This is a genomic window from Streptomyces laurentii (genome assembly GCF_040635425.1).
GTDB lineage: Bacteria > Actinomycetota > Actinomycetes > Streptomycetales > Streptomycetaceae > Streptomyces > Streptomyces laurentii.
In genome coordinates this window covers 34,715-54,719 of record NZ_JBEYHT010000002.1, presented here as the reverse complement: position 1 = coordinate 54,719, position 20,005 = coordinate 34,715, and the positions used below count along the sequence as shown (strand labels likewise).

Sequence of the window (20,005 nt, the reverse complement as noted above, 5' to 3'; positions counted from 1 at the left end):
CGGTCCGCCGCTCGACGTCCGTATGACGTCCCGCGTACTACGCGCGACCGCCCCGCTCGGTCAGGATGGACGCATGGGATTCCATGTCGATTCCGAGACCGGGCGGCTGCGCCGCGTCATCCTGCACCGCCCCGATCTGGAGCTGAAGCGGCTCACCCCGACCAACAAGGACGCCCTCCTCTTCGACGACGTGCTGTGGGTACGCCGGGCCCGCCAAGAGCACGACGGGTTCGCGGACGTCCTGCGCGACCGGGGCGTCGAGGTCCATCTGTTCGGCGACCTGCTGCGCGAGACCCTGGAGGTGCCCGAGGCGCGCACGCTCGTGCTCGACCGTGTCTTCGACGAGAAGGAGTACGGTCCCCTCGCCACCGACCACCTGCGCGCCGCCTTCGACTCGCTGGACTCGGCGGGTCTGGTGGAGGCGCTGGTCGGGGGCGTGACGAAGCGGGAGTTCCTGGCGGAGCACCGGGAGCCGACGTCGGTCCGCTTCCACGCCCTGGATCTGGACGAGTTCGTGCTCGGCCCGCTGCCCAACCACCTCTTTACCCGGGACACCTCCGCCTGGATCTACGACGGGGTGTCGATCAACGCGATGCGCTGGCCCGCCCGGCAGCGCGAGACCGTCCACTTCGAGGCGATCTACCGCCACCACCCGCTGTTCACCGGCCCGCAGGCCGGCGACTTCCACCACTGGTCGGAGGGGCAGTCCGACTATCCGTCGACCATCGAGGGCGGCGACGTCCTGGTCCTCGGCAACGGCGCCGTCCTCATCGGGATGAGCGAGCGCACCACTCCGCAGGCCGTGGAGATGCTGGCCCGGGGCCTGTTCGCGGCCGGGTCGGCGCGCACGATCATCGCGCTCGACATGCCGAAACGGCGGGCGTTCATGCACCTGGACACGGTGATGACGATGGTGGACCAGGACACGTTCACGCAGTACGCGGGCCTCGGCGACCTCCGCTCGTACACGATCGAGCCGGGCGACGAGGGCCGGTCGCTACGGGTGACCGACCATCCGCCGGAGCAGATGCACAGCGCGATCGCCGCCGCCCTCGGCCTCCAGGACATCCGGGTGCTGACGGCCACCCAGGACGTGCACGCGGCGGAGCGCGAGCAGTGGGACGACGGGTGCAACGTGCTGGCCGTCGAGCCGGGGGTCGTGGTCGCGTACGAGCGCAACGTCACCACCAACACCCATCTCCGCAAGGAGGGCATCGAGGTGATCGAGATTCCGGGCAGCGAGCTGGGCCGGGGGAGGGGCGGCCCGCGCTGTATGAGCTGTCCGGTGGAGCGGGACGCGGTCTAAGGCGCGGGAGGCGGGGGAGGAGACAGGGAGAAGAAGAGGAGAGAACAGGGGAAGGGAGAGGGCCGTGGTGCGCTCGGCGCGGACGGGGCCGGGGACGGGCTCCGGGGGTGGTTTCCGGCCACACCCCGGACTGTATAAGAATTCTAGATTACGTATACACTTCCAAGGTCCTCGTCCCTCGACGTCCCGAACGTACCCCAGGAGCGCACCATGGCCACCGACCTCATCGGCCGCCACTTCCTCAAGGAGCTGGACTTCACCGCCGAGGAGTTCCGCGGCCTGATCGCGCTCGCCGCCGAGCTCAAGGCGGCCAAGAAGGCCGGTGCCGAGGTGCCGCGGCTGCGGGGTCGCAACATCGCCCTGATCTTCGAGAAGACCTCCACCCGCACCCGCTGCGCCTTCGAGGTCGCCGCCGCCGACCAGGGCGCCTCCACCACGTACCTGGACCCTGCGGCGTCGCAGATCGGCCACAAGGAGTCGGTCAAGGACACCGCCCGCGTGCTCGGCCGGATGTTCGACGCCATCGAGTACCGCGGCGACAGTCAGGACGCCGTCGAGGAGCTGGCCGCCCACTCCGGCGTCCCCGTCTACAACGGGCTCACCGACGACTGGCACCCCACCCAGATGCTCGCCGACATCCTCACCATGACCGAGCACACCGACAAGCCGCTCGACGAGATCGCCTTCGCGTACCTCGGCGACGCCCGCTTCAACATGGGCAACTCCTACCTGATCACCGGCGCCCTGCTCGGCATGGACGTGCGGATCGTGGCCCCGCAGGAGTACTGGCCGGCCGAGGACTTCGTCACCGCCGCGCACCGGCTCGCCGAGACGAGCGGCGCGTCGATCACGCTCACCGAGGACGTCGTCGAAGGCGTCCGGGGCGCCGACTTCGTCGCCACCGACGTGTGGGTCTCGATGGGCGAGCCCACCGAGGTCTGGGACGAGCGGATCGCCGCCCTCGCCCCGTACTCCGTGACCATGGACGTCCTGCGCGCCACCGGCAACCCGGACGTGAAGTTCCTGCACTGCCTGCCCGCCTTCCACGACCTCGGCACCGGCGTCGGCCGCGAGATCCACGCCCGGCACGGGCTGACCGAGCTGGAGGTCTCCGACGAGGTCTTCGAGTCGGCGCACTCGGTCGTCTTCGACGAGTCCGAGAACCGGCTGCACACGATCAAGGCCGTGATGGTCGCGACGCTGGCCGGCTGACCGGCCGGGTAGCCGGCCGGGTTCGGTCCAGTTCGGTTCGGTCCGGGCCTATGCCGGTGGCAGCCACGAGGGTGGCGGCTACCGGCACCGTCGTACACCGCCCCACCCGTCCCTCCTGCATCTGGTAGGCCTCCAACCACGTACGGGCGTTTCGCGCGGGGAGTTACGAGAAGGCCGGTGGCTACGACGCCACCCGCGCCGTCCTGGACGACCAGGACCTGATGTGCCGACTGTTCCACCTCGGCGACTTCCACCACGTACCCCGCCCGCTGTACCTCCAGCGCATCCACGGGGCGAACACCCAGTGCGATCCGCAGATCAACGCGCACATCCAGAGCGAGACGGTCGCCCTGTACGACAAGTACATCGAGGCCTTCTGGTACTACACGGACGACCAGTACCGGGCGTTCGTGCCCGAGATCGAGGCCCGGTTCCAGTCGTCGCGGCTGGTGACGTACTTCCCCACCGAGTGGCACGCCCGCAACGACATCTCGTACGTGGCCGCCAACCTCATCGCCATGAAGGACGGCGCCGAGCGCTGCGGCGGACTCCTGGTGGTCTGACCCCGCGAGTAACCGAGGGACAGCGCCCCGAGGACGAGACCTCGGGACGCTGCCGTGAAGCGGTGGGGCGCCGGGTCAGGTCTGCGCCGCGCAGATCGCGTACGCCTGGACGCCGCTGATCAGATTGCCCGTCGCCTGCCACCCCTCGCCGTTCGGACGGCTCTCGAAGACGGTGTCGGTGAGTGCTCCGCCGAACCCGCCGCCGAGGACGACCTCGCCCGCGGGGCAGCTGGCGAGCGACGTCGTTCCCTGGGGGCCGAGGACGACGTGGGGGACGCCGAGCCCGGACCCCTGTGTGCCCTGGACCCCCTGGAAGCCCTGCGTGCCCTGGACACCCTGCGCGCCTTGCAGGCCCTGCGCCCCGGCTCCGCCCTGCGCGCCCTGCGTTCTGGTCACGCCCTGGAATCCCCGGAAACCTTGCGGGCCCTGTGGTCCGGTGCCGCCCGGGACGCCCGTGTCGCCCTGGGGACCCTGCGGGCCCGGCTCGCCCTGGGGACCCTGGGAGCCCTCGGTCCCGCTGCCGTAATCGCCGTCGCCGCCTCCCCGGTCGCCGTAGTCGGCCGTCACCGCGGTCGCGGCCTTGCCCTCGCCGCGGCACGCTCAGGGCCCCGTTCGGACCGGGAGGGGCCACGCTGCCGGCGGTGCCCGATGACCGGTGGATCGCGTCGGCGACGGCCACCGCGCCCGGGACGACGTTCAAGGCCACGGCAAGGACGCCCGCCGAGACCACCGTGGTGGAATCTCAGGCGTGCGCTGGCGGGTCGTTCTCGGGCTCACTGAGCACCTTCCTCTTCCTCGCGAAGTGGTTCACACCCGCGAGCGCGCGCCGTGTGCGCTCGCTCCGCATGTCTGTCATCTGGTGTTTTCGTATCACCGGCGGAGATCGCCCGCCCGCCGACCGCGCGGGCGCGGTGACGCCGACCCGGCATCCCGATCCGCCCGCCCCGAAGGCGTGTCCCGGGGTGCCGGGGGACCCTGACCCGCGGGGGCATAGAGATACGTCCGGTTGGGTGAATATGCGGGACACGGGCTACCATCACCTCATCGAGGGGGGTTCGGGCAGATATGCCCGGACCCCTCCTTCGGGTGCGCGGCCCCCACCCGCGCACGCCCGCTCACGCTCGTACGACCGCGTTCCCGTGCGTCCGAGTGCCCGAATCAGAGATGAGAACGACCGCATGACCTCGCGGATCAAGTCCCCGAGCCGGCTGATCGCCGAATCCGGCGCCGACCTCGAAGGTCACGGCCTCAGGCGCACCATGGGGCTGTTCCAGCTCGTGAGCTTCGGCATCGGCGCCATCGTCGGCACCGGCATCTTCGTCGGACTGTCCGACAGCGTCTCCGCGGCCGGGCCCGCCGTCGTGATCTCGTTCGTTCTCGCGGCCGTCACCTGCGTCTTCACCGCCTTCTCGTTCGCCGAGCTGGGCAGTGCGATCCCGGTGTCCGGCTCCTCCTACTCCTTCGCCTACGCGAGTCTCGGCGAGCGCGTCGCCTTCCTCACCGGCTGGTGCCTGCTGCTGGAGTACGGCGTCTCGGTCTCCGCGGTCGCGGTCGGCTGGAGCCAGTACCTGAACGAGCTGCTCGACAGCGTCATCGGCTGGCAGCTGCCCGCCGCGCTGTCAGCCGGGCCCGGCGACGGCGGTGTGGTCAACCTGCCCGCCGTGATCGTCATCCTGCTCGCCGCCCTGCTCCTCGTGCGCGGGGTACGGGAGAGCGCCCGGGCGACCGCCGCGATGGCCATCCTCAAGATCGTCATCCTGGTGGTCTTCTGCGCGATCGGGTTCACCGCCTACCAGAACGGTCACCTCTCGCCGTTCGCGGGCAGCGGCTTCAGCGGGATCACCGCCGGCGCGTCCCTCGCCTTCTTCTCCTTCATCGGCTTCGACGCCATCACCACCGCCGGCGAGGAGGTGAAGAACCCGCGGCGCAACATCCCGCTCGCGATCCTCATCTGCATCGGCGCCGTCACCGTCCTCTACTGCGCCGTCGCGCTCGCCGCGATCGGGGCGCTCGGCCCGGACGCCGTCGCCGACCAGCCGGCCGCGCTCTCGGTCGTCGTCGACAAGGTGACCGACTCGACGATAGGCGGCGGGATCATCGCCTTCGGCGCGGTCGTCGCCATCGCGTCCGTCGTCCTCGCCGTGATGTACGGGCAGACCCGGATCCTCATGTCGATGTCCCGCGACGGGCTGGTGCCCCGGATCTTCGAGCACGTCTCGCCGAAGACCCGTACGCCGGTGGCCAACACCTGGATCGTGGCGCTCGTCTTCGCGGTCCTCGCGGCGTTCGCGACGCTCGGCATGGTCGTCAACCTCACCACCATCGGCACCCTCGCCACCATGGCCGTGGTGAACATCGCTGTGATCACCCTGCGCCGCCGCAATCCCGAGCTGGCGCGTTCCTTCCGCGTCCCGCTCTACCCGCTCAGCCCGATCCTCGGGGTCGCGTTCTGCGTGTACCTCATGTGGGGGACCGGCTGGGTGACCTGGCTGGAGTTCGCCGGCTTCCTCGTCGTCGGCCTGCTCGTCTACGCGGGATACGGGCGCCGTCACTCGCGCCTCGTCACCGACCCGGAGTACGCGGGGCAGCCGGTGGACTGACCGGCCCGCCGCGGAGTCCCCGGGCGGTCAGCGCCGGGGCCCGGCCGGCAGCGGCACGGCCGGGAGCGTGAACCAGACCGCCTTGCCGTGCGCGGTGGGGCGGTGTCCGCAGTCGCTGCTCAGCGCGCGGATCAGGAGCATCCCGCGGCCGTGTTCCTGCCACGGGTCCACCGGGACCGCCGGGTCGGGACAGGGCATGTCGTCCGGGCCCGCCGGGCGGTCGTCGTGGACCTCGATCTGGCAGCCGCCGGGCGCCGGGAGCAGTTCGACGACCAGCTCGATCGGGCTGTCGCCGGGGGTGTGCTGGACGGCGTTGGCGACCAGTTCGGCGGTGAGGAGTTCGGCGGTGTCGCAGTCCGCGGCGGCCTGCTCCGGGCCCTCGATCTCGGTGAGGGCGGTACGGACGAGGGCGCGGGCGATCGGTACGGCGGCCGTGGTGTGCGGCAGCTCGGTGCGCCAGGCCGGAGGGCCGGAGACTTCGAACACGGCGGCGGCTCCCGTTCGGGGGTCGGGTGCGGATGCGAGGGCAGGCGACATCCTGGGTTGCCACCTTACGGACTCATAAATCCGGACAGTGGGGCGGGCCGCTGTGTCCGGCTCGTCGGATCCGGGGCGTGGAGGCCTCGGTGTATCGCGCACTCGTGACGACAGTCACATACGAGTGATACTCTTCAGATGTCGTGTCGACGATGCCCCGCACGTGCACGCAATCAGGGAGGTCCTCCCGAAATGAGCCCCTTCACCGGCTCCGCGATCCGTACCGAACGCTGGCGGCACCTGCGCCTCACCGTCGACGACGGGGTCGCCACGATCACCCTCGACCGTCCCGACAAGCTGAACGCGCTCACCTTCGGCGCCTACGCCGACCTGCGCGACCTGCTCGCCGAACTCTCCCGGGAGCGGTCCGTGCGCGCCCTCGTGCTCGGCGGCGAGGGGCGCGGCTTCTGCTCCGGCGGCGACGTCGACGAGATCATCGGCGCCACCCTCGCGATGGACACCGCCCAGCTCCTCGACTTCAACCGGATGACCGGGCAGACGGTACGGGCGCTGCGCGAGTGCCCGTTCCCGGTGATCGCCGCCGTGCACGGGGTGGCCGCCGGCGCCGGGGCGGTCCTCGCCCTCGCCGCGGACTTCCGGGTCGCCGACCCCACCGCCCGCTTCGCCTTCCTCTTCACCCGCGTCGGGCTCTCCGGCGGCGACATGGGCGCGGCCTATCTGCTGCCCCGGGTGGTCGGCCTCGGTCACGCGACCCGGCTGCTGATGCTGGGCGATCCGGTCGGCGCCGCCGAGGCCGAGCGGATCGGCCTGATCAGCGAACTCACCGAGGCCGGCGACGCCGGCATCCGTGCCGCGGCCCTCGCCCGCCGGCTCGCCGAGGGGCCGGCGCTCGCGTACGCCCAGACCAAGGCGCTCCTCACGGCCGAGCTGGACATGCCGCTCGCCGCCTCCGTCGAGCTGGACGCGTCCACCCAGGCCCTGCTCATGCACGGGGAGGACTACGCGGAGTTCCACGCGGCCTTCACCGAGAAGCGCCCCGCGAAATGGCAGGGCCGATGACCCCGGGCCCGGGTGACCAGGTCCCCGACCCGGCCGCCCCCGCCCCCGCTCCCGGCGCCGAGGCGCCCCCCGACCGCCGTACCGCGCCGGGCGGCACCGGCGCGATACGGCGGGCCTTCGGGCACGAGGCTTCCGAGGCTCCTGCGCGCCCCGAGACTCCCGAGGCCTCCGAGGCCGCCGAGTCGCCTGGAACCCTTGAGGTCCCTGAAGCCCGCCCGTCCGACGGCCCCACCCCCGACGCCCTCACCACCCACCCCCTCCGGGTCGCCGTCATCGGCGGCGGCCCCGGCGGCCTGTACGCCGCCGCCCTGCTCAAGCGCGGCGACCCGCGCCGCGAGGTCACCGTCTGGGAACGCAACGCGCCCACCGACACCTTCGGCTTCGGCGTCGTCCTGTCCGACGAGACCCTCGGCGGCATCGAGAGCGCCGACCCGGTCGTGTACGCCGCCCTCCGCCGCGCACTCGTGCACTGGGACGACGTCGAGATCGTCCACCGCGGCCACCACCTCACCTCCACCGGCCACGGCTTCGCCGCCCTCGGCCGCCGCCGGCTCCTGGAGCTGCTGCGCGCCCGCTGCACCGAGCTCGGGGTACGGCTCCTCTTCCGCACCGAGGCCCCGCCCGCCGACACGCTCATCGCCGCCGGGTACGACCTCGTCGTCGCCGCCGACGGCGTGCACAGCCGCACCCGCGAGGAGCACGCCGACGTCTTCCGGCCCACCCTCACCACCCACCGCTGCCGCTACATCTGGCTCGCCGCCGACTTCGCCCTCGACGCCTTCCGCTTCGAGATCGCCGAGACCGAGTACGGCGTGATGCAGCTGCACGCCTACCCGTACGCCCTCGGGTCCGAGCCCGCCTCCACCGTCATCGTCGAGATGCGCGAGGAGGTCTGGCGGGCCGCCGGTTTCGACGAACTCGGCGAGGAGGACTCGGTCGCCCGCTGCGCCAAGATCTTCGCCGACGTGCTCCAGGGCCGGCCGCTGCGCTCCAACAACTCGGCCTGGACCGCCTTCCGTACGGTCGTCAACGCCCGCTGGTCGCACGGCGCCACCGTCCTCCTCGGCGACGCCGCCCACACCGCGCACTTCTCCATCGGCTCCGGCACCAAACTGGCCGTCGAGGACGCCGTCGCCCTCGCCGCCCACGTCGACCGCGAGCCCACCCTCGCCGGCGCGCTCGCCGCGTACGAGGCCGAACGCCGCCCGGTCGTCGAGTCCACCCAGCGGGCCGCCGCCGCGAGTCTGCGCTGGTTCGAGGAGCTGGCCGGCCAACTCGACCGTCCGCCTCGTCAGTTCGCCTTCAACCTGCTCACCCGCAGCCGCCGCGTCACCCACGACAACCTGCGGCTGCGCGACCCCGCCTTCACGGCCGCCGTCGAGGAGGAGTTCGGCTGCCCGCCCGGCACTCCGCCGATGTTCACCCCGTTCCGGCTCGGCGGACTGACCCTGCGCAACCGTGTCGTCGTCTCGCCCATGGACCAGTACGTCGCCGAGCACGGCGTCCCCGGCGACTTCCACCTCGTGCACCTCGGCGCCCGCGCCCTCGGCGGCGCCGGACTCGTCATGACCGAGATGGTCTGCGTGAGCGCACAGGGTCGGATCACCCCCGGCTGCACCGGCCTGTGGACCGACGAGCAGGGCGACGCCTGGGCCCGGATCACCGGCTTCGTGCACACGCGGGCGCCAGGCGCGGCGATCGGCGTCCAGCTCGGCCACGCCGGCCGCAAGGGCTCCACCCGCCGGATGTGGGACGGCATCGACCAGCCCCTCCCGGACGGCAACTGGCCCCTCGTGGCCGCCTCCCCGCTGCCGTACCGCCCCGGCGTCAACCAGATCCCGCACGCGCTGGACCGGGCCGGACTCGCCGCCGTCCGTGAGGAGTTCACCGCCGCCGCCCGCCGGGCCGCCCGAGCCGACTTCGATCTGCTCGAACTCCACTGCGCCCACGGCTACTTGCTCTCCGGCTTCCTCTCCCCGCTCACCAACCACCGCACCGACGCGTACGGCGGCGACCTGGCCGGACGGCTCCGCTACCCGCTCGAAGTCCTCGACGCCGTACGGGAGGTGTGGCCGGACGACCGGCCGCTGACCGTCCGCATCTCCGCCACCGACTGGGCCGAGGGCGGCACCACCGCCGACGACGCCGTGGAGATCGCGCGCGCCCTCGTCGCGCACGGCGCCGACGCCATCGACGTCTCCACCGGTCAGGTCGTCCCCGACGAGCGCCCCGAGTTCGGCCGCTCGTACCAGACCCCGTACGCCGACCGGATCCGCGCCGTCCTCGGCGTGCCCGTGATCGCGGTCGGCGCGATCTCCTCCTGGGACGACGTGAACTCCCTCCTGCTGGCCGGCCGCGCCGATCTCTGCGCCCTGGCCCGCCCCCACCTCTACGACCCGCAGTGGACCCTGCACGCCGCCGTCGAGCAGGGCTACGAGGGCCCTGCCGCCCCCTGGCCCGCCCCGTACCGGGCCGGCAACCGGCGCCCGCCGACCGGCCGCAAGGACCCCTGAGAGCCCGGTGCCTCCGCCCGGGGCTGACCCGGGTGGCGCAGTCCGGGTCGAGGACCGGCCGGTGCCCGCCTATCGTGGCGTCCCGGCGGCCCGGCCCGGACAGGGCCCCGGCCCGGCCCCGACACCCCGGAGAGCACCCATGAGGATCAACCTGGCCAGCGTCTTCGTCGACGACCAGGACAAGGCCCTGCGCTTCTACACCGACGTGCTCGGCTTCGTGCAGAAACACCGGATCCCGCTGGGCGGGCACGACTGGCTGACGGTCGTCTCGCCCGAGGACCCCGACGGCACCGAACTGGTCCTGGAACCCAACCAGCACCCCGCCGCCAAGGCCTACCAGCAGGCCCTGACCGCCGACGGCATCCCGGTCAACTCCTTCGCGGTGGCCGACGTCCGCGCCGAGCACCAGCGGCTGCGCGCCCTCGGCGTCCGCTTCACCCGGAAGCCGATGGACGTGGGTTCGGCCGTCATCGCCATCCTCGACGACACCTGCGGCAACCTGATCCAGATCGCCGAGACGAAGAACTGACCCCGGTCCGGGGGCGCGTGGACGCCGGCCGCCGCGGTCGCGAGAATGCGGCCGTGGAGATCACTCACGCCGTCGCGAACGGCGCCGACACCGAAGCCGACACCGGCACCGCCCCCGATGCCGGGGCCCGCGTTCACCCCCCTGCCGATGCCGATGCCGTAGCCGAGCTGCACACGGCCAGTTGGCGCACGGCATATGCGGACCTGTTCCCCGCGCACTACCTGAACGGTCCGCTGCTCGAAGAACGCCGCGCGGTGTGGCGGGGCCGGCTGGCCGACCCCGTTCCCGGCGCGGCTCTCTTCCTGGCCCGGGAAGCGGGCACGCTGCTCGGCTTCGTCTATCTGGAACCGCGGCCGGACGGCCGGATCCTGATCGACAACCTGCACGCCCGGCCCGGCGAGACGGGGCGCGGCCTCGGCGGCCGGCTGCTCGCGCACGCGCTGGCCTGGTCCGCGACCACGCATCCCGGCAAGGACGTCTATCTGGAGGTGCTGCAGGGCAACACCCGCGCCGTCGCGTTCTACGAACGCCAGGGCGGCCGCCGCACCGACTCCCGCATATGCCACTTCGACGAGGGCTTCGCGCTCCCCGAGTTCGAGTACACCTGGCCCGCCGCCGTCCCGAAGTAACCCGGCGTCAGCCCCGTACGAACTCCTCCCCGCGCGCGTACAGGAGCTCGTGCAGCCGCGCGAAGACCTGTGCCGAGCGGGTGCCCGGCCAGTCCTCCGGAAGCAGCGCGAGGGGGAGGACCGGGTCGGCGTAGGGGAGCCGGCGCCAGGAGTCGAGGGCGAGGAGATACGCGCGGTACGCGTCCTCCGCGGTACCCGGCGCGTCCGCCCAGGCCCGCGGCACCGGTTCGTGGGCGGCCAGGAACTCCTCGTGCAGCGCCGCGATCGACGGCAGGTCCCACCAGCGGGCCGCCGCCTCGGCGGTCGGCGCGTAGCCGAGGTGATCGCCCCGGAACAGGTCGACGTAGCCGGACAGTTCCAGCCGTTCCAGCGTGTGCCGGGTCTCCTCGTACAGCCGGGCCGGCGCGATCCACACGCCCGGCGCGGCCGTGCCGAAGCCCAGCCGGGCCAGCCGCGAACGCAGCAGATGCCGCTTGTGGCGCTCCGCCTCCGGCACCGAGAACACGGCGAGCACCCAGCCGTCGGACAGCCGCGGCTCGTCGGTGGCGTAGATCCGGCGGTCGCCGTCGACGAGCAGCATCCGGGCGTCGTCCGACAGGGCGTACCCGGCGGCGCCGCCCGCCGTCCGGCGGGGCAGCAGCAGCCCGCGCCGCTTCAGCCGCGACACCGACGAGCGCACGGACGGCGCGTCCACGCCGAGGACGCCGAGGAGCCTGATCAGCTCGGCCACCGCGAGGGGCGCGCCGTCCGGCGAACGCCCGTACGCGCCATAGAGGGAGACGATCAGGGAGCGGGGGGTGTGCTGCTCGGCCACGTGATCACTCTAGGGGGTGTCCCGTACGGGCTTCTCCCCGCCGTCACCTGCGCCGATCCCGCGTTCCGCGCCCCGGCCCGCGCCCACGCTCCCGCCCCCTCCCGAACCGCCGTCCTCCGCCCGCAGCCGGAAGCGCTGGAGCTTGCCGGTGGCCGTGCGCGGCAGCGTGTCCAGGAAGACGAACTCGCGTGGCGTCTTGTACGGGACGAGCCGGGCGCGCACGAAGGCGCGCAGCGCCGTCGCCGTGCCGCCGTCGCGCGGCACCCCGTCCCGCAGCACCGTGTACGCGACCGCGATCTGGCCGCGCAGCGGGTCGGGCCGGCCGACCACCGCCGCCTCGACGACGTCGGGGTGGGCGAGCAGTGCCTCTTCGACCTGCGGGCCGGGGATGTTGTACCCGGCCGAGATGATCATGTCGTCGGCGCGGGCGACGTAGCGGAAGTAGCCGTCGGCATCGCGGACATACGTGTCGCCCGTGACGTTCCAGCCCCCGCGGACGTACTGCGTCTGCCGGGGGTCGGCGAGATAGCGGCAGCCGACCGGACCGCGCACCGCGAGCAGCCCCGGCTCGCCGTCCGGCAGCTCCCGGCCGTCGCGCCCGACGATCCGGGCCTGCCAGCCGGGGACCGGGCGGCCGGTGGTGCCGGGGCGTATGTCGTCGTCGGCGGCGGAGAGGAAGATGTGCATCAGCTCGGTCGCGCCGATGCCGTCGATCAGTTTCAGTCCGGTGTGCTCGTGCCAGGCGTGCCAGGTCGACGCGGGCAGGTTCTCGCCGGCCGAGACGCAGCGGCGCAGCGAGCCGAGATCGTGCTCGTGGACGTGCTCGGGGACGTGTTCGGGGACGTGGACCGGGTCGGAGGCCGGGGCGGACGTCTCGTCGTCGGTCTGGCGGTGGCCCGGTGCGGTCAGCTCGGACAGCATCACGCGGTACGCGGTCGGCGCGGTGAACAGGACGGTCACCCGGTGCCGGGCGATCGCGGCGAGCAACTGTTGTGGGCCCGCCTGTTCGAGCAGGACCGCGCTCGCGCCCACCCGCAGCGGGAAGACGACGAGCCCGCCGAGGCCGAAGGTGAAGCCGAGGGGCGGGGAGCCGGCGAAGACGTCGTCCGGCTCCGGGCGCAGGACCTGCGCGGAGAAGGTGTCGGCGACGGCGAGCACGTCGCGGTGGAAGTGCAGGCAGCCCTTCGGCCGCCCGGTGCTGCCCGAGGTGAAGGCGATCAGCGCCACGTCGTCGGCGGCGGTCGGCACCGCCTCGTACCGCCCCGGCTTGCCGTCGGCGAGGGTGAGCAGATCGTCCGGCCCGTCGCCGCCGAACGGGGTGATCCGCAGCCCCGGCACCTCGGCCGCGGCCAGCTCGTCGAGGAAGCGGACATCGCACAGGGCGTGCGCGCAGCGGGCGATCTCGCACATCACGGCCAGTTCGCGGGACCGGTGCTGGGCGAGGACCGTGACGGCGACCGCGCCCGCCTTCATCACGGCGAGCCAGCAGGCGGCGAGCCAGGGGGTGGTGGGGCCGCGCAGCAGGACCCGGTTGCCGGGGCGGACGCCCAGGTCGGAGGTGAGGACATGGGCGATCCGGTCGACGTGTCCGCGCAGGTCGTCGTAGGTCCAGACGGTGCCCTCGCCGTCGCGGAACGCCGGCCGTGCGCCGCCGAGGCGTTCGATCGTGCGGTCGAGGAGTTCGGCCCCGCAGTTGAGCCGGTCCGGGTACGCGAGGGCGGGCAGGTCGAAGAGGAGGCGCGGCCACTGCCCGGCGGGCGGCAGATGATCGCGGGCGAAGGTGTCGAGGTGGGCCGAGGGCGTCAGCTCCATTACGTCCGTTCCCCCTGGTGAGTCGGTGGGATCGTCGTGGGCGTGCGGGTGACGGCCGCGGGTGGCGGCCGTGCCGGGGCCGTTCCGGCGGGAGGGCCGACCGGCCCGTACGGGTCGGGGGCGGGGGCCGCCGGTCGTGCCGTCGTCGCAGCTTGCGTGCCCGGCCGGGGCGCCGCGGGCGCGCTCGCCCCGGTGCCCGTGCCCGGTTCTTCCGCGTCCCGTCCGGTCGGCGCGGCGGGACCGCTCGTCGTGCCCGCCTCCGGTGCGGACGACCGTGCGCGGGGCGGGTTCGGCCGTCGTGGTGGGGTCGACCGCCGCCCTGAGAGCGTATCGTGATGGTGACGACAGTCAACGGTTCGCGATACAGCCAGGGAAAGGGCGCCCATGGCCGCATTCTCGCTCGATCCGGAACAGACCACCTGGTGCGCGGAACTGCGCCGGCTCGCGTCGGAACAGCTGCGTCCGCTCGCCGACAAGGGGGAACCGGGGCGGGTCAACCGCCCCCTCGTCGCCGCCTTGGGGGAGCTGGGCCTGCTCGCGAGACTGTTCGACTCCGGCGCGTTCGACCTGTGCCTGATGCGCGAATCCCTGGCCCACGCCTGCACGGAGGCCGAGACCGCGCTCGCCCTCCAAGGGCTCGGCGCGCACCCCGTCGCCGCCTTCGGGACGCCGGAGCAGCGGGACCGCTGGCTGCCCGAGGTCGTCGCCGGGCGGGCGGTCGCCGCGTTCGCCCTGTCCGAGCCGGGCGCCGGCTCCGACGCCGCCGCGCTGGCCCTGGAGGCCGTACCGGACCCGGAGAGCGGGGGCTGGCGGCTGTACGGGGAGAAGTGCTGGATCTCGAACGCGCCCGAGGCCGATCTGATCACCGTCTTCGCCCGAACGGGCGACACGGAGCCGGACGGGGGCGTCCGAACAGACGGAGAGCCCGGCGCGGGCGGGGAGCCAGAGGCGGGAGGGGCGCCCGGCGCGCGTCCGGGGCGCGGCACCGGCCCCCGGGGCGTCACCGCCTTCCTCGTCCCCGGCGACCGGGCCGGGCTCGGCGGCGAGGCCCTGGACATGCTGGCCCCGCACGCGCTCGGCACCTTCGTCTTCGACGGGGTGCCGGTCGGCCCCGACGACGTGCTCGGAACCCCGGGGGAGGGCTTCCGGGTCGCGATGCACACGCTCAATCTCTTCCGGCCGAGCGTCGGCGCCTTCGCCGTCGGCATGGCGCAGGCCGCCCTCGACGCGACCCTCGCCCACACGGCCGCCCGCCCCGCCTTCGGCGGCGTCCTCGCCGACCTGCAGGCCGTCGCCCACCAGGTCGCCGAGATGGCGACCCGTACGGAGGCCGCCCGGCTGCTCGTGTACGCGGCGGCCGAGGCCTACGACCGCGGCGACCCGGACGTCCCGCGCCGCGCCGCCATGGCGAAACTGCTCGCCACCGAGACCGCCCAGTACGTCGTCGACGCCGCCGTGCAGCTGCACGGCGCCCGCGCCCTGCAACGCGGCCACCCGCTGGAACACCTCTACCGGGAGGTGCGGGCACCGCGTATCTACGAAGGCGCCACCGAGGTCCAGCGCACCATCATCGCCAAGGAGCTCTACCGGCGGCACGGCTCCCGCGCGGCCGCCCGCCCGGACCGGACCGGCCCCGCGCGGCCCGTGGGCCGCCAGGTCCCGGAACCCGAGCCCGCCACCGCGCCCGGAGGTGCCGCATGACCCTGCACCGCCACAACCCCGCCGACCTCTCCCCGCCGGCCGGCTTCAGCCACGCCGTCACCGCCACCGGCAACCGGCTGGTCTTCCTGGCCGGTCAGACCAGTCTCGACCGCGACGGCAAGATCACCGGCGAGACCCTGCCCGAGCAGTTCGAGGCCGCTTTGGTCAACCTCCTCACCGCGCTCCGCCACGCCGGCGGCTCGCCCGCCGACCTGGCCCGGGTCACCGTCTACGCCACCGACGTCGCCGACTACCGCCGGCACGCTTCCGAACTGGGCCGCATATGGCGGAGGCTGGCGGGCCGCGACTACCCGGCGATGGCCGTGATCGGCGTCGTACGGCTGTGGGACGATGCCGCGCAGGTCGAACTCGACGGCTTCGCCGTCGTGGACGGATAGGTCAACCGACAGGGGGCCGGGTCGTCATGCCCGAGATCGAACTGAGCGCCGGGACGATCGCGTACGAGGACACCGGAGGCCCCGGACCGGTCGTCGTCCTGCTGCACGGCCTCGTCCACGACGCGACGGTCTGGCGCGCGGTCACCACGCGGCTCGCCCCGGATCACCGGGTGATCGCGCCCACCCTCCCGTACGGCTCCCACCGCACCGCGATGCGCCCCGGCGTACCGCTCTCGCCCGACACCGTCATCGACCTGATCGCCGAACTCCTCGACCGCCTCGACCTGCGCGAGGTCACGCTCGTCGAGAGCGACTGCGGCCGCGCGCAGACCGTCGCCGTCCGGCACCCCGGGCGGCTGGCCCGGCTGGTGCTGATCTCCTGCGAGGCCTTCGACAACTACCCGCCGGGCGCGCCCGGCAAGATGATCGCGCTGGCCTGCCGGGCACCCGGCGGCGTCACCCTCATGGCCAAGGTCCTCGGCCTGAAGGCACTGCGCCGGCTACCCGTCGGCATCGGCGCGCTCACCCGGCGGCCGGTGCCGGACGCGATCGTCGACGGCTGGCTGCGCCCGCTGCGCACCGACCCGGCGGTCCGCGCCGACTTCCGCCGCTACAACCTCGCCGTCCGCGAGGACGAACTGCTGAAGGCCGCGGACGGACTGCGCTCCTTCGACCGGCCCGCGCTCGTCGTCTGGGCCGCCGACGACCTGATGATGCCGCGCGCGCACGGACGCCGGCTCGCCGCGCTGCTGCCGAGGGGGCGGTACGTCGAGATCGCCGACAGCCGCACGCTGATCGCCGAGGACCAGCCGGAGCGACTGGCGGACGAACTGCGCGCGTTCGTCGCCGAGAACTGACCACCGCCGCGGGGGAGGGGCCGGGCCGGGGAGAGATCGACTGGTGGGGCTCCAGGGCCGGGCTTAGGGTCGATGAGTGGACTGACCGGCCCACGGGTCTTCGTAGGTGAGGGCGCGACGCGGCATGACTTCCCCCCGGCCACCCCAGCCGTCACAGCCACCGGCCTCGCGGCGGACCGCCGGCGTGGCGCGGGGCCGTGGCGGCGGCCACGGCAAGGGCATCGCCCTGTTCGTGATCGCCTCCTGCCAGTTGATGGTCGTCCTCGACATCACCATCGTGAACATCGCTCTCCCGCACATCCAGAGCGCCCTGGGCTTCTCCACCACCAACCTCTCCTGGGTGGTCAACGCCTACACGCTGACCTTCGGCGGTCTGCTGCTGCTCGGCGGCCGCACCGGTGACATCCTGGGCCGCCGCCGGGTCTTCATCTTCGGCGTCCTGCTCTTCGGACTCGCCTCGCTGCTCGGCGGACTGGCCCAGGAATCCTGGCAGTTGCTCGCCGCCCGCTCGCTCCAGGGCGTCGGCGGGGCGATCGCCTCGCCGACCGCGCTGTCCCTGGTCACCACCACCTTCGACGAAGGGCCCGAACGCAACCGGGCCTTCGGCGTGTTCGCGGGCGTCTCGGCGGCCGGCGGTGCGATCGGCCTGCTCGCCGGCGGCATCCTCGTCGAATGGCTCGACTGGCGCTGGGTGTTCTTCGTGAACGTGCCGATCGCGCTGATGATCGCCTTCCTGACCCCGCGCCACGTCAGGGAATCCGCCCGCCACCCCGGCCACTTCGACCTCGCGGGCGCGTTCACCGCGACCCTCGGCATGGTGGCGCTGGTGTACGGGTTCATCCGCGCCGCGCGGGAGGGCTGGCGGGATCCGTACACCATCGGCTCGTTCGTCGTCGCCGTCGTCCTGCTGACGTCGTTCGTCCTCATCGAACGGCGGTCCCGGCAGCCGATCACCCCGCTGCACATGTTCGCCGACCGCAACCGGTCCGGCACCTACGGCATCATGCTGTGCCTGTCGGCGTCCATCTTCGGCATGTTCTTCTTCCTGACCCTCTTCGTGCAGGACGTCCTGGAGTTCAGCCCGCTGCGCGCCGGCCTCGCGTTCCTGCCGGTGAGCGTGGTGATCGCGATCCTGGCCGGGGTCACCTCCCGGCTGCTGCCCCGCTTCGGGCCGAAGCTGTTCATGGTGCTCGGCTCGATCTGCCTGGCGATCGGACTGTCCTGGCTGACGCGGGTCGAGGTCCACTCCACCTATCTGGGCAGCATCTTCGGGCCGATGCTGGTCCTGGGCTCGGGCATGGGCATGATGTTCGTCTCGCTGACCCTGACGGCCCTGTCGAACGTCGCCCCACAGGAGGCGGGCGCCGCGTCCGGACTGCTCAACACGACGCAGCAGGTGGGCGGTTCGCTCGGCCTGTCCATCCTCGTCACGGTCTTCGGCGCGGTCAGCCGTACGGAGGCGGAGAAGCAGGTACCCGCCTTCCTGCAGCACGCGGGGGTCCTGGCGAAGACCGAGTTCGCGCGGACCCGCATGCTCCCCAAGCCCTGGAGCGACGAGGTCCTCACCAGCGGCGTCACCGCCGGCTTCATGGTGGCCGCGGCCTTCGCCCTCGTCGCCCTGACCATCGCGCTCCTCGTCATCCGGGTCCGCCCCTCGGACCTCGAACGCCTGAAGGGCGACGGGAAGCGCCCGGGCTGACCCCGGCCGGTATCCGGTATCCGGGTGACGGTTCCGGGCGCGCCCGGTCAGACGGCGGCGGGCGGCGCGACCCCGTCGTCCAGGAGCCGGGTGAGCAGCTTTTCGAGCTGCCGTGTCTCGTCGTCGGGCAGCGGCAGCAGGGGCGGCCGCGGGGGTCCGGCCGGGCGGTTCTGGATCTCCAGGCCCGCCTTGACCGTCCGGGGGAGGCCGTGGCGGACGAGGAACCGCAGGAACGGCAGCAGCTCGCCAAGGAGCGCGTCCGCGCGGTCGTCGTGGCCGCCGGCGACCGCGGCGTGGAGCTCCAGCACCCGCCGCGGTACGAGACAGGGGGCGGCCGTGCACCAGCCCGCGGCCCCGGCGCGGAAGGCCTCCAGGGCGAGCGGGTTGCTGCCGTTGTAGACCGACAGCGCGCCGTCGGACAGCTCGCGGATCGCGCGGAAGCGGGCCGGCTCGCCCGAACTCTCCTTGACCATGGTGAGGCTCGGCACCTTGCGGGCGAGCGCGACCACCGTCTCCGGCGGCAGGTCGACGCCGCTGGTGCCGGGGTTGTTGTAAAGCATCATCGGCAGGTCGGTGGCGCGGGCCACCTCGGTGTAGTGCCGGACGAGTTCGGCCTCGGTCAGCTTCCAGTACACCTGGGGCAGCACCATGAGCGCGGTGGCGCCGTGGCGGGCGGCCACGCGGGCGCGGCGAACCGTCCCCTCGGTGCTCCAGTGGGAGACGCCGACCAGCGTCGGCACCCGTCCGGCCACCGTGTCCAGGGTGGTCTCGCAGACCGCGTCCCACTCCGGGTCGGTCAGATAGGCGCTCTCGCCGGTGCTGCCCAGCGGCGCGACGGCGTGGCTGCCGGCGGCGACCAGATCGCCGGTGAGCGCGCGCAGCGCGGGCAGGTCGACCGCGCCGGTGTGGGCGTCGAAGGGAGTGACCGGGTAGGCGATGACGCCCGCGAGCACGGGGCCGGCCATCAGAGCTCCACCTTCCCGTTCACACAGTCGGGGTGGCCGCGCAGCGCCTTGCGGGCGTAGTACGCGAAGTTGGCCTTGCTGCGCCGGTCGGTGGAGGTCCAGTCGTGGGCCTCGCGGGCGAGCTTCGGGTCCAGGGGCTGGATGGTGCCCGCCGCCATCGCGAGCAGCTGCAGCCGGGCGGCCCGCTCGATGAGGAGCGCCAGGGTGCACGCCTCCTCGACCGTGGCGCCCGTGACCAGCTGGCCGTGGTGGGCCAGCAGGATGGCCCGCTTGTCGCCGAGGGCGGCGGAGATGATCTCGCCTTCCTCGTTGCCCACGGGCACGCCCGGCCACTCCTTGAGGAAGGCGCAGTCGTCATACAGCGGCGTGGTGTCCATGTGCGAGACCATCAGCGGTACTTCGAGCATGGCGAGCGCGGCCGCGTGCAGCGGGTGCGTGTGGATGATGCAGTTCACATCGGGGCGCTCCCGGTAGATCCAGGAGTGGAAGCGGTTGGCGGGGTTGGGCATGCCGTCCCCCTCCAGGACCTCCAGGTCCTCGTTCACCAGCAGGAGGTTGTCCTCGGTGATCTCGTCGAAGCCCAGTCCCAGGCGCTGGGTGTAGTAGGTGCCCGGCTCCTGCCCGCGGGAGCTGATCTGCCCGGCGAGCCCCGAGTCGTGGCCGCCGTCGTAGGCGATCCGGCAGGTGAGCGCCAGTTTCTGGCGCGTGGTCAGGGCCGAGTCGCCGAAGTGCCGGTCCATCTGCCGTTCGGCACGGTCGACGAGCACGCTTTTCGCGTCGTGCAGGGTCTTCGCCATCTGCCACTCCGTTCCGGCCCGCCCGAGGGGCGAGGCCTGCCGTGCGGGGCCGT

Annotated in this window: 18 protein-coding genes; 12 read left to right on the top strand and 6 right to left on the bottom strand. The window is 72.9% G+C overall.

The features are described 5' to 3' along the window. Positions 1-73 precede the first annotated feature (73 nt). The 3 genes from ABZ693_RS01790 (at position 74) to ABZ693_RS01780 (ending at position 3,081) form a co-directional block, all read left to right on the top strand. Entirely contained in the window at positions 74-1,306 is a 1,233-nt protein-coding gene (locus ABZ693_RS01790; RefSeq protein ID WP_359872234.1) for an arginine deiminase, read from the top strand. A gap of 210 nt (positions 1,307-1,516) precedes the next feature. Then, the gene (gene argF, locus ABZ693_RS01785) at positions 1,517-2,518 is read left to right on the top strand and encodes an ornithine carbamoyltransferase (RefSeq protein WP_359872231.1); all 1,002 of its coding nucleotides are present in this window, start codon (positions 1,517-1,519) and stop codon (positions 2,516-2,518) included. 221 nt (positions 2,519-2,739) lie between these two features. Next, complete coding sequence (locus tag ABZ693_RS01780) at positions 2,740-3,081, top strand: hypothetical protein (protein ID WP_359872229.1); 342 nt, start codon at positions 2,740-2,742, stop codon at positions 3,079-3,081. Positions 3,082-3,156: 75 nt separating this feature from the next. On the opposite strand, the gene ABZ693_RS01775 is transcribed toward ABZ693_RS01780, so the two are convergent. Beyond that, entirely contained in the window at positions 3,157-3,477 is a 321-nt protein-coding gene (locus ABZ693_RS01775; RefSeq protein ID WP_359872227.1) for a hypothetical protein, read from the bottom strand. 782 nt (positions 3,478-4,259) lie between these two features. Between ABZ693_RS01775 and ABZ693_RS01770 the strand changes: the two genes are divergently transcribed. Continuing rightward, positions 4,260-5,681 (top strand): amino acid permease, encoded by a 1,422-nt coding sequence (locus ABZ693_RS01770; protein ID WP_359872225.1) that lies wholly within the window; start codon positions 4,260-4,262, stop codon positions 5,679-5,681. Between the two features lie 27 nt (positions 5,682-5,708). On the opposite strand, the gene ABZ693_RS01765 is transcribed toward ABZ693_RS01770, so the two are convergent. Then, on the bottom strand, positions 5,709-6,218 hold the full coding sequence (locus ABZ693_RS01765; protein WP_359872223.1) for an ATP-binding protein: 510 nt from the start codon (positions 6,216-6,218) through the stop codon (positions 5,709-5,711). 192 nt (positions 6,219-6,410) lie between these two features. Here ABZ693_RS01765 and ABZ693_RS01760 point away from each other — a divergent pair, with 192 nt between their 5' ends. The 4 genes from ABZ693_RS01760 (at position 6,411) to ABZ693_RS01745 (ending at position 10,909) form a co-directional block, all read left to right on the top strand. Beyond that, a complete protein-coding gene (locus ABZ693_RS01760; RefSeq protein WP_359872222.1) occupies positions 6,411-7,238 on the top strand; it encodes an enoyl-CoA hydratase family protein in 828 nt (275 codons plus the stop codon). After that, positions 7,223-9,751 carry a bifunctional salicylyl-CoA 5-hydroxylase/oxidoreductase gene (locus tag ABZ693_RS01755; RefSeq protein WP_359872220.1) on the top strand — a complete coding sequence of 843 codons (2,529 nt, stop codon included), beginning with the start codon at positions 7,223-7,225 and terminating at the stop codon, positions 9,749-9,751. The genes ABZ693_RS01760 and ABZ693_RS01755 overlap by 16 nt, the downstream gene beginning before the upstream one ends. A gap of 139 nt (positions 9,752-9,890) precedes the next feature. Beyond that, positions 9,891-10,280: a VOC family protein gene (locus ABZ693_RS01750; protein WP_359872218.1), complete on the top strand. Its 390-nt coding sequence runs from the start codon at positions 9,891-9,893 to the stop codon at positions 10,278-10,280. 53 nt (positions 10,281-10,333) lie between these two features. Next, positions 10,334-10,909 (top strand): GNAT family N-acetyltransferase, encoded by a 576-nt coding sequence (locus ABZ693_RS01745; RefSeq protein WP_359872215.1) that lies wholly within the window; start codon positions 10,334-10,336, stop codon positions 10,907-10,909. 7 nt (positions 10,910-10,916) lie between these two features. On the opposite strand, the gene ABZ693_RS01740 is transcribed toward ABZ693_RS01745, so the two are convergent. Then, entirely contained in the window at positions 10,917-11,723 is an 807-nt protein-coding gene (locus tag ABZ693_RS01740) for a PaaX family transcriptional regulator (RefSeq protein WP_359872213.1), read from the bottom strand. Between the two features lie 9 nt (positions 11,724-11,732). Then, entirely contained in the window at positions 11,733-13,535 is a 1,803-nt protein-coding gene (locus tag ABZ693_RS01735; protein ID WP_359872211.1) for an AMP-binding protein, read from the bottom strand. A gap of 384 nt (positions 13,536-13,919) precedes the next feature. Between ABZ693_RS01735 and ABZ693_RS01730 the strand changes: the two genes are divergently transcribed. The 4 genes from ABZ693_RS01730 (at position 13,920) to ABZ693_RS01715 (ending at position 18,190) form a co-directional block, all read left to right on the top strand. Beyond that, complete coding sequence (locus ABZ693_RS01730) at positions 13,920-15,236, top strand: acyl-CoA dehydrogenase family protein (RefSeq protein ID WP_359872209.1); 1,317 nt, start codon at positions 13,920-13,922, stop codon at positions 15,234-15,236. Beyond that, a complete protein-coding gene (locus ABZ693_RS01725; RefSeq protein ID WP_359872207.1) occupies positions 15,233-15,634 on the top strand; it encodes a RidA family protein in 402 nt (133 codons plus the stop codon). Before ABZ693_RS01730 ends, ABZ693_RS01725 begins: the two co-directional genes overlap by 4 nt. Before the next feature lie 26 nt (positions 15,635-15,660). Further along, the gene (locus ABZ693_RS01720; RefSeq protein ID WP_359872205.1) at positions 15,661-16,491 is read left to right on the top strand and encodes an alpha/beta fold hydrolase; all 831 of its coding nucleotides are present in this window, start codon (positions 15,661-15,663) and stop codon (positions 16,489-16,491) included. Positions 16,492-16,615: 124 nt separating this feature from the next. After that, positions 16,616-18,190, top strand: a complete 1,575-nt coding sequence (locus ABZ693_RS01715; protein ID WP_359872203.1) for an MFS transporter — start codon at positions 16,616-16,618, stop codon at positions 18,188-18,190. A 47-nt stretch (positions 18,191-18,237) separates the two neighbouring features. Here the strand turns inward: ABZ693_RS01715 and ABZ693_RS01710 are convergent, their stop codons facing one another. Together ABZ693_RS01710 and ABZ693_RS01705 are read right to left on the bottom strand one after the other, a co-directional pair. Then, the gene (locus tag ABZ693_RS01710) at positions 18,238-19,155 is read right to left on the bottom strand and encodes a dihydrodipicolinate synthase family protein (protein ID WP_359872201.1); all 918 of its coding nucleotides are present in this window, start codon (positions 19,153-19,155) and stop codon (positions 18,238-18,240) included. After that, a complete protein-coding gene (locus ABZ693_RS01705) occupies positions 19,155-19,952 on the bottom strand; it encodes an aldolase (RefSeq protein ID WP_359872199.1) in 798 nt (265 codons plus the stop codon). The genes ABZ693_RS01710 and ABZ693_RS01705 overlap by 1 nt, the downstream gene beginning before the upstream one ends. Between the last annotated feature and the right edge of the window lie 53 nt (positions 19,953-20,005).

Excerpts from the sequence above, each read along its gene's own strand:
- ABZ693_RS01725 (WP_359872207.1), top strand. The coding sequence starts at position 15,233 with ATGACCCTGCACCGCCACAACCCCGCCGACCTCTCCCCGCCGGCCGGC.
- ABZ693_RS01730 (WP_359872209.1), top strand. The coding sequence starts at position 13,920 with ATGGCCGCATTCTCGCTCGATCCGGAACAGACCACCTGGTGCGCGGAA.
- ABZ693_RS01715 (WP_359872203.1), top strand. The coding sequence starts at position 16,616 with ATGACTTCCCCCCGGCCACCCCAGCCGTCACAGCCACCGGCCTCGCGG.
- ABZ693_RS01710 (WP_359872201.1), bottom strand. The coding sequence starts at position 19,155 with ATGGCCGGCCCCGTGCTCGCGGGCGTCATCGCCTACCCGGTCACTCCC.
- ABZ693_RS01760 (WP_359872222.1), top strand. The coding sequence starts at position 6,411 with ATGAGCCCCTTCACCGGCTCCGCGATCCGTACCGAACGCTGGCGGCAC.
- ABZ693_RS01705 (WP_359872199.1), bottom strand. The coding sequence starts at position 19,952 with ATGGCGAAGACCCTGCACGACGCGAAAAGCGTGCTCGTCGACCGTGCC.
- ABZ693_RS01780 (WP_359872229.1), top strand. The coding sequence starts at position 2,740 with ATGTGCCGACTGTTCCACCTCGGCGACTTCCACCACGTACCCCGCCCG.
- ABZ693_RS01755 (WP_359872220.1), top strand. The coding sequence starts at position 7,223 with ATGGCAGGGCCGATGACCCCGGGCCCGGGTGACCAGGTCCCCGACCCG.
- ABZ693_RS01790 (WP_359872234.1), top strand. The coding sequence starts at position 74 with ATGGGATTCCATGTCGATTCCGAGACCGGGCGGCTGCGCCGCGTCATC.
- argF (WP_359872231.1), top strand. The coding sequence starts at position 1,517 with ATGGCCACCGACCTCATCGGCCGCCACTTCCTCAAGGAGCTGGACTTC.
- ABZ693_RS01765 (WP_359872223.1), bottom strand. The coding sequence starts at position 6,218 with ATGTCGCCTGCCCTCGCATCCGCACCCGACCCCCGAACGGGAGCCGCC.
- ABZ693_RS01735 (WP_359872211.1), bottom strand. The coding sequence starts at position 13,535 with ATGGAGCTGACGCCCTCGGCCCACCTCGACACCTTCGCCCGCGATCAT.
- ABZ693_RS01770 (WP_359872225.1), top strand. The coding sequence starts at position 4,260 with ATGACCTCGCGGATCAAGTCCCCGAGCCGGCTGATCGCCGAATCCGGC.
- ABZ693_RS01720 (WP_359872205.1), top strand. The coding sequence starts at position 15,661 with ATGCCCGAGATCGAACTGAGCGCCGGGACGATCGCGTACGAGGACACC.
- ABZ693_RS01750 (WP_359872218.1), top strand. The coding sequence starts at position 9,891 with ATGAGGATCAACCTGGCCAGCGTCTTCGTCGACGACCAGGACAAGGCC.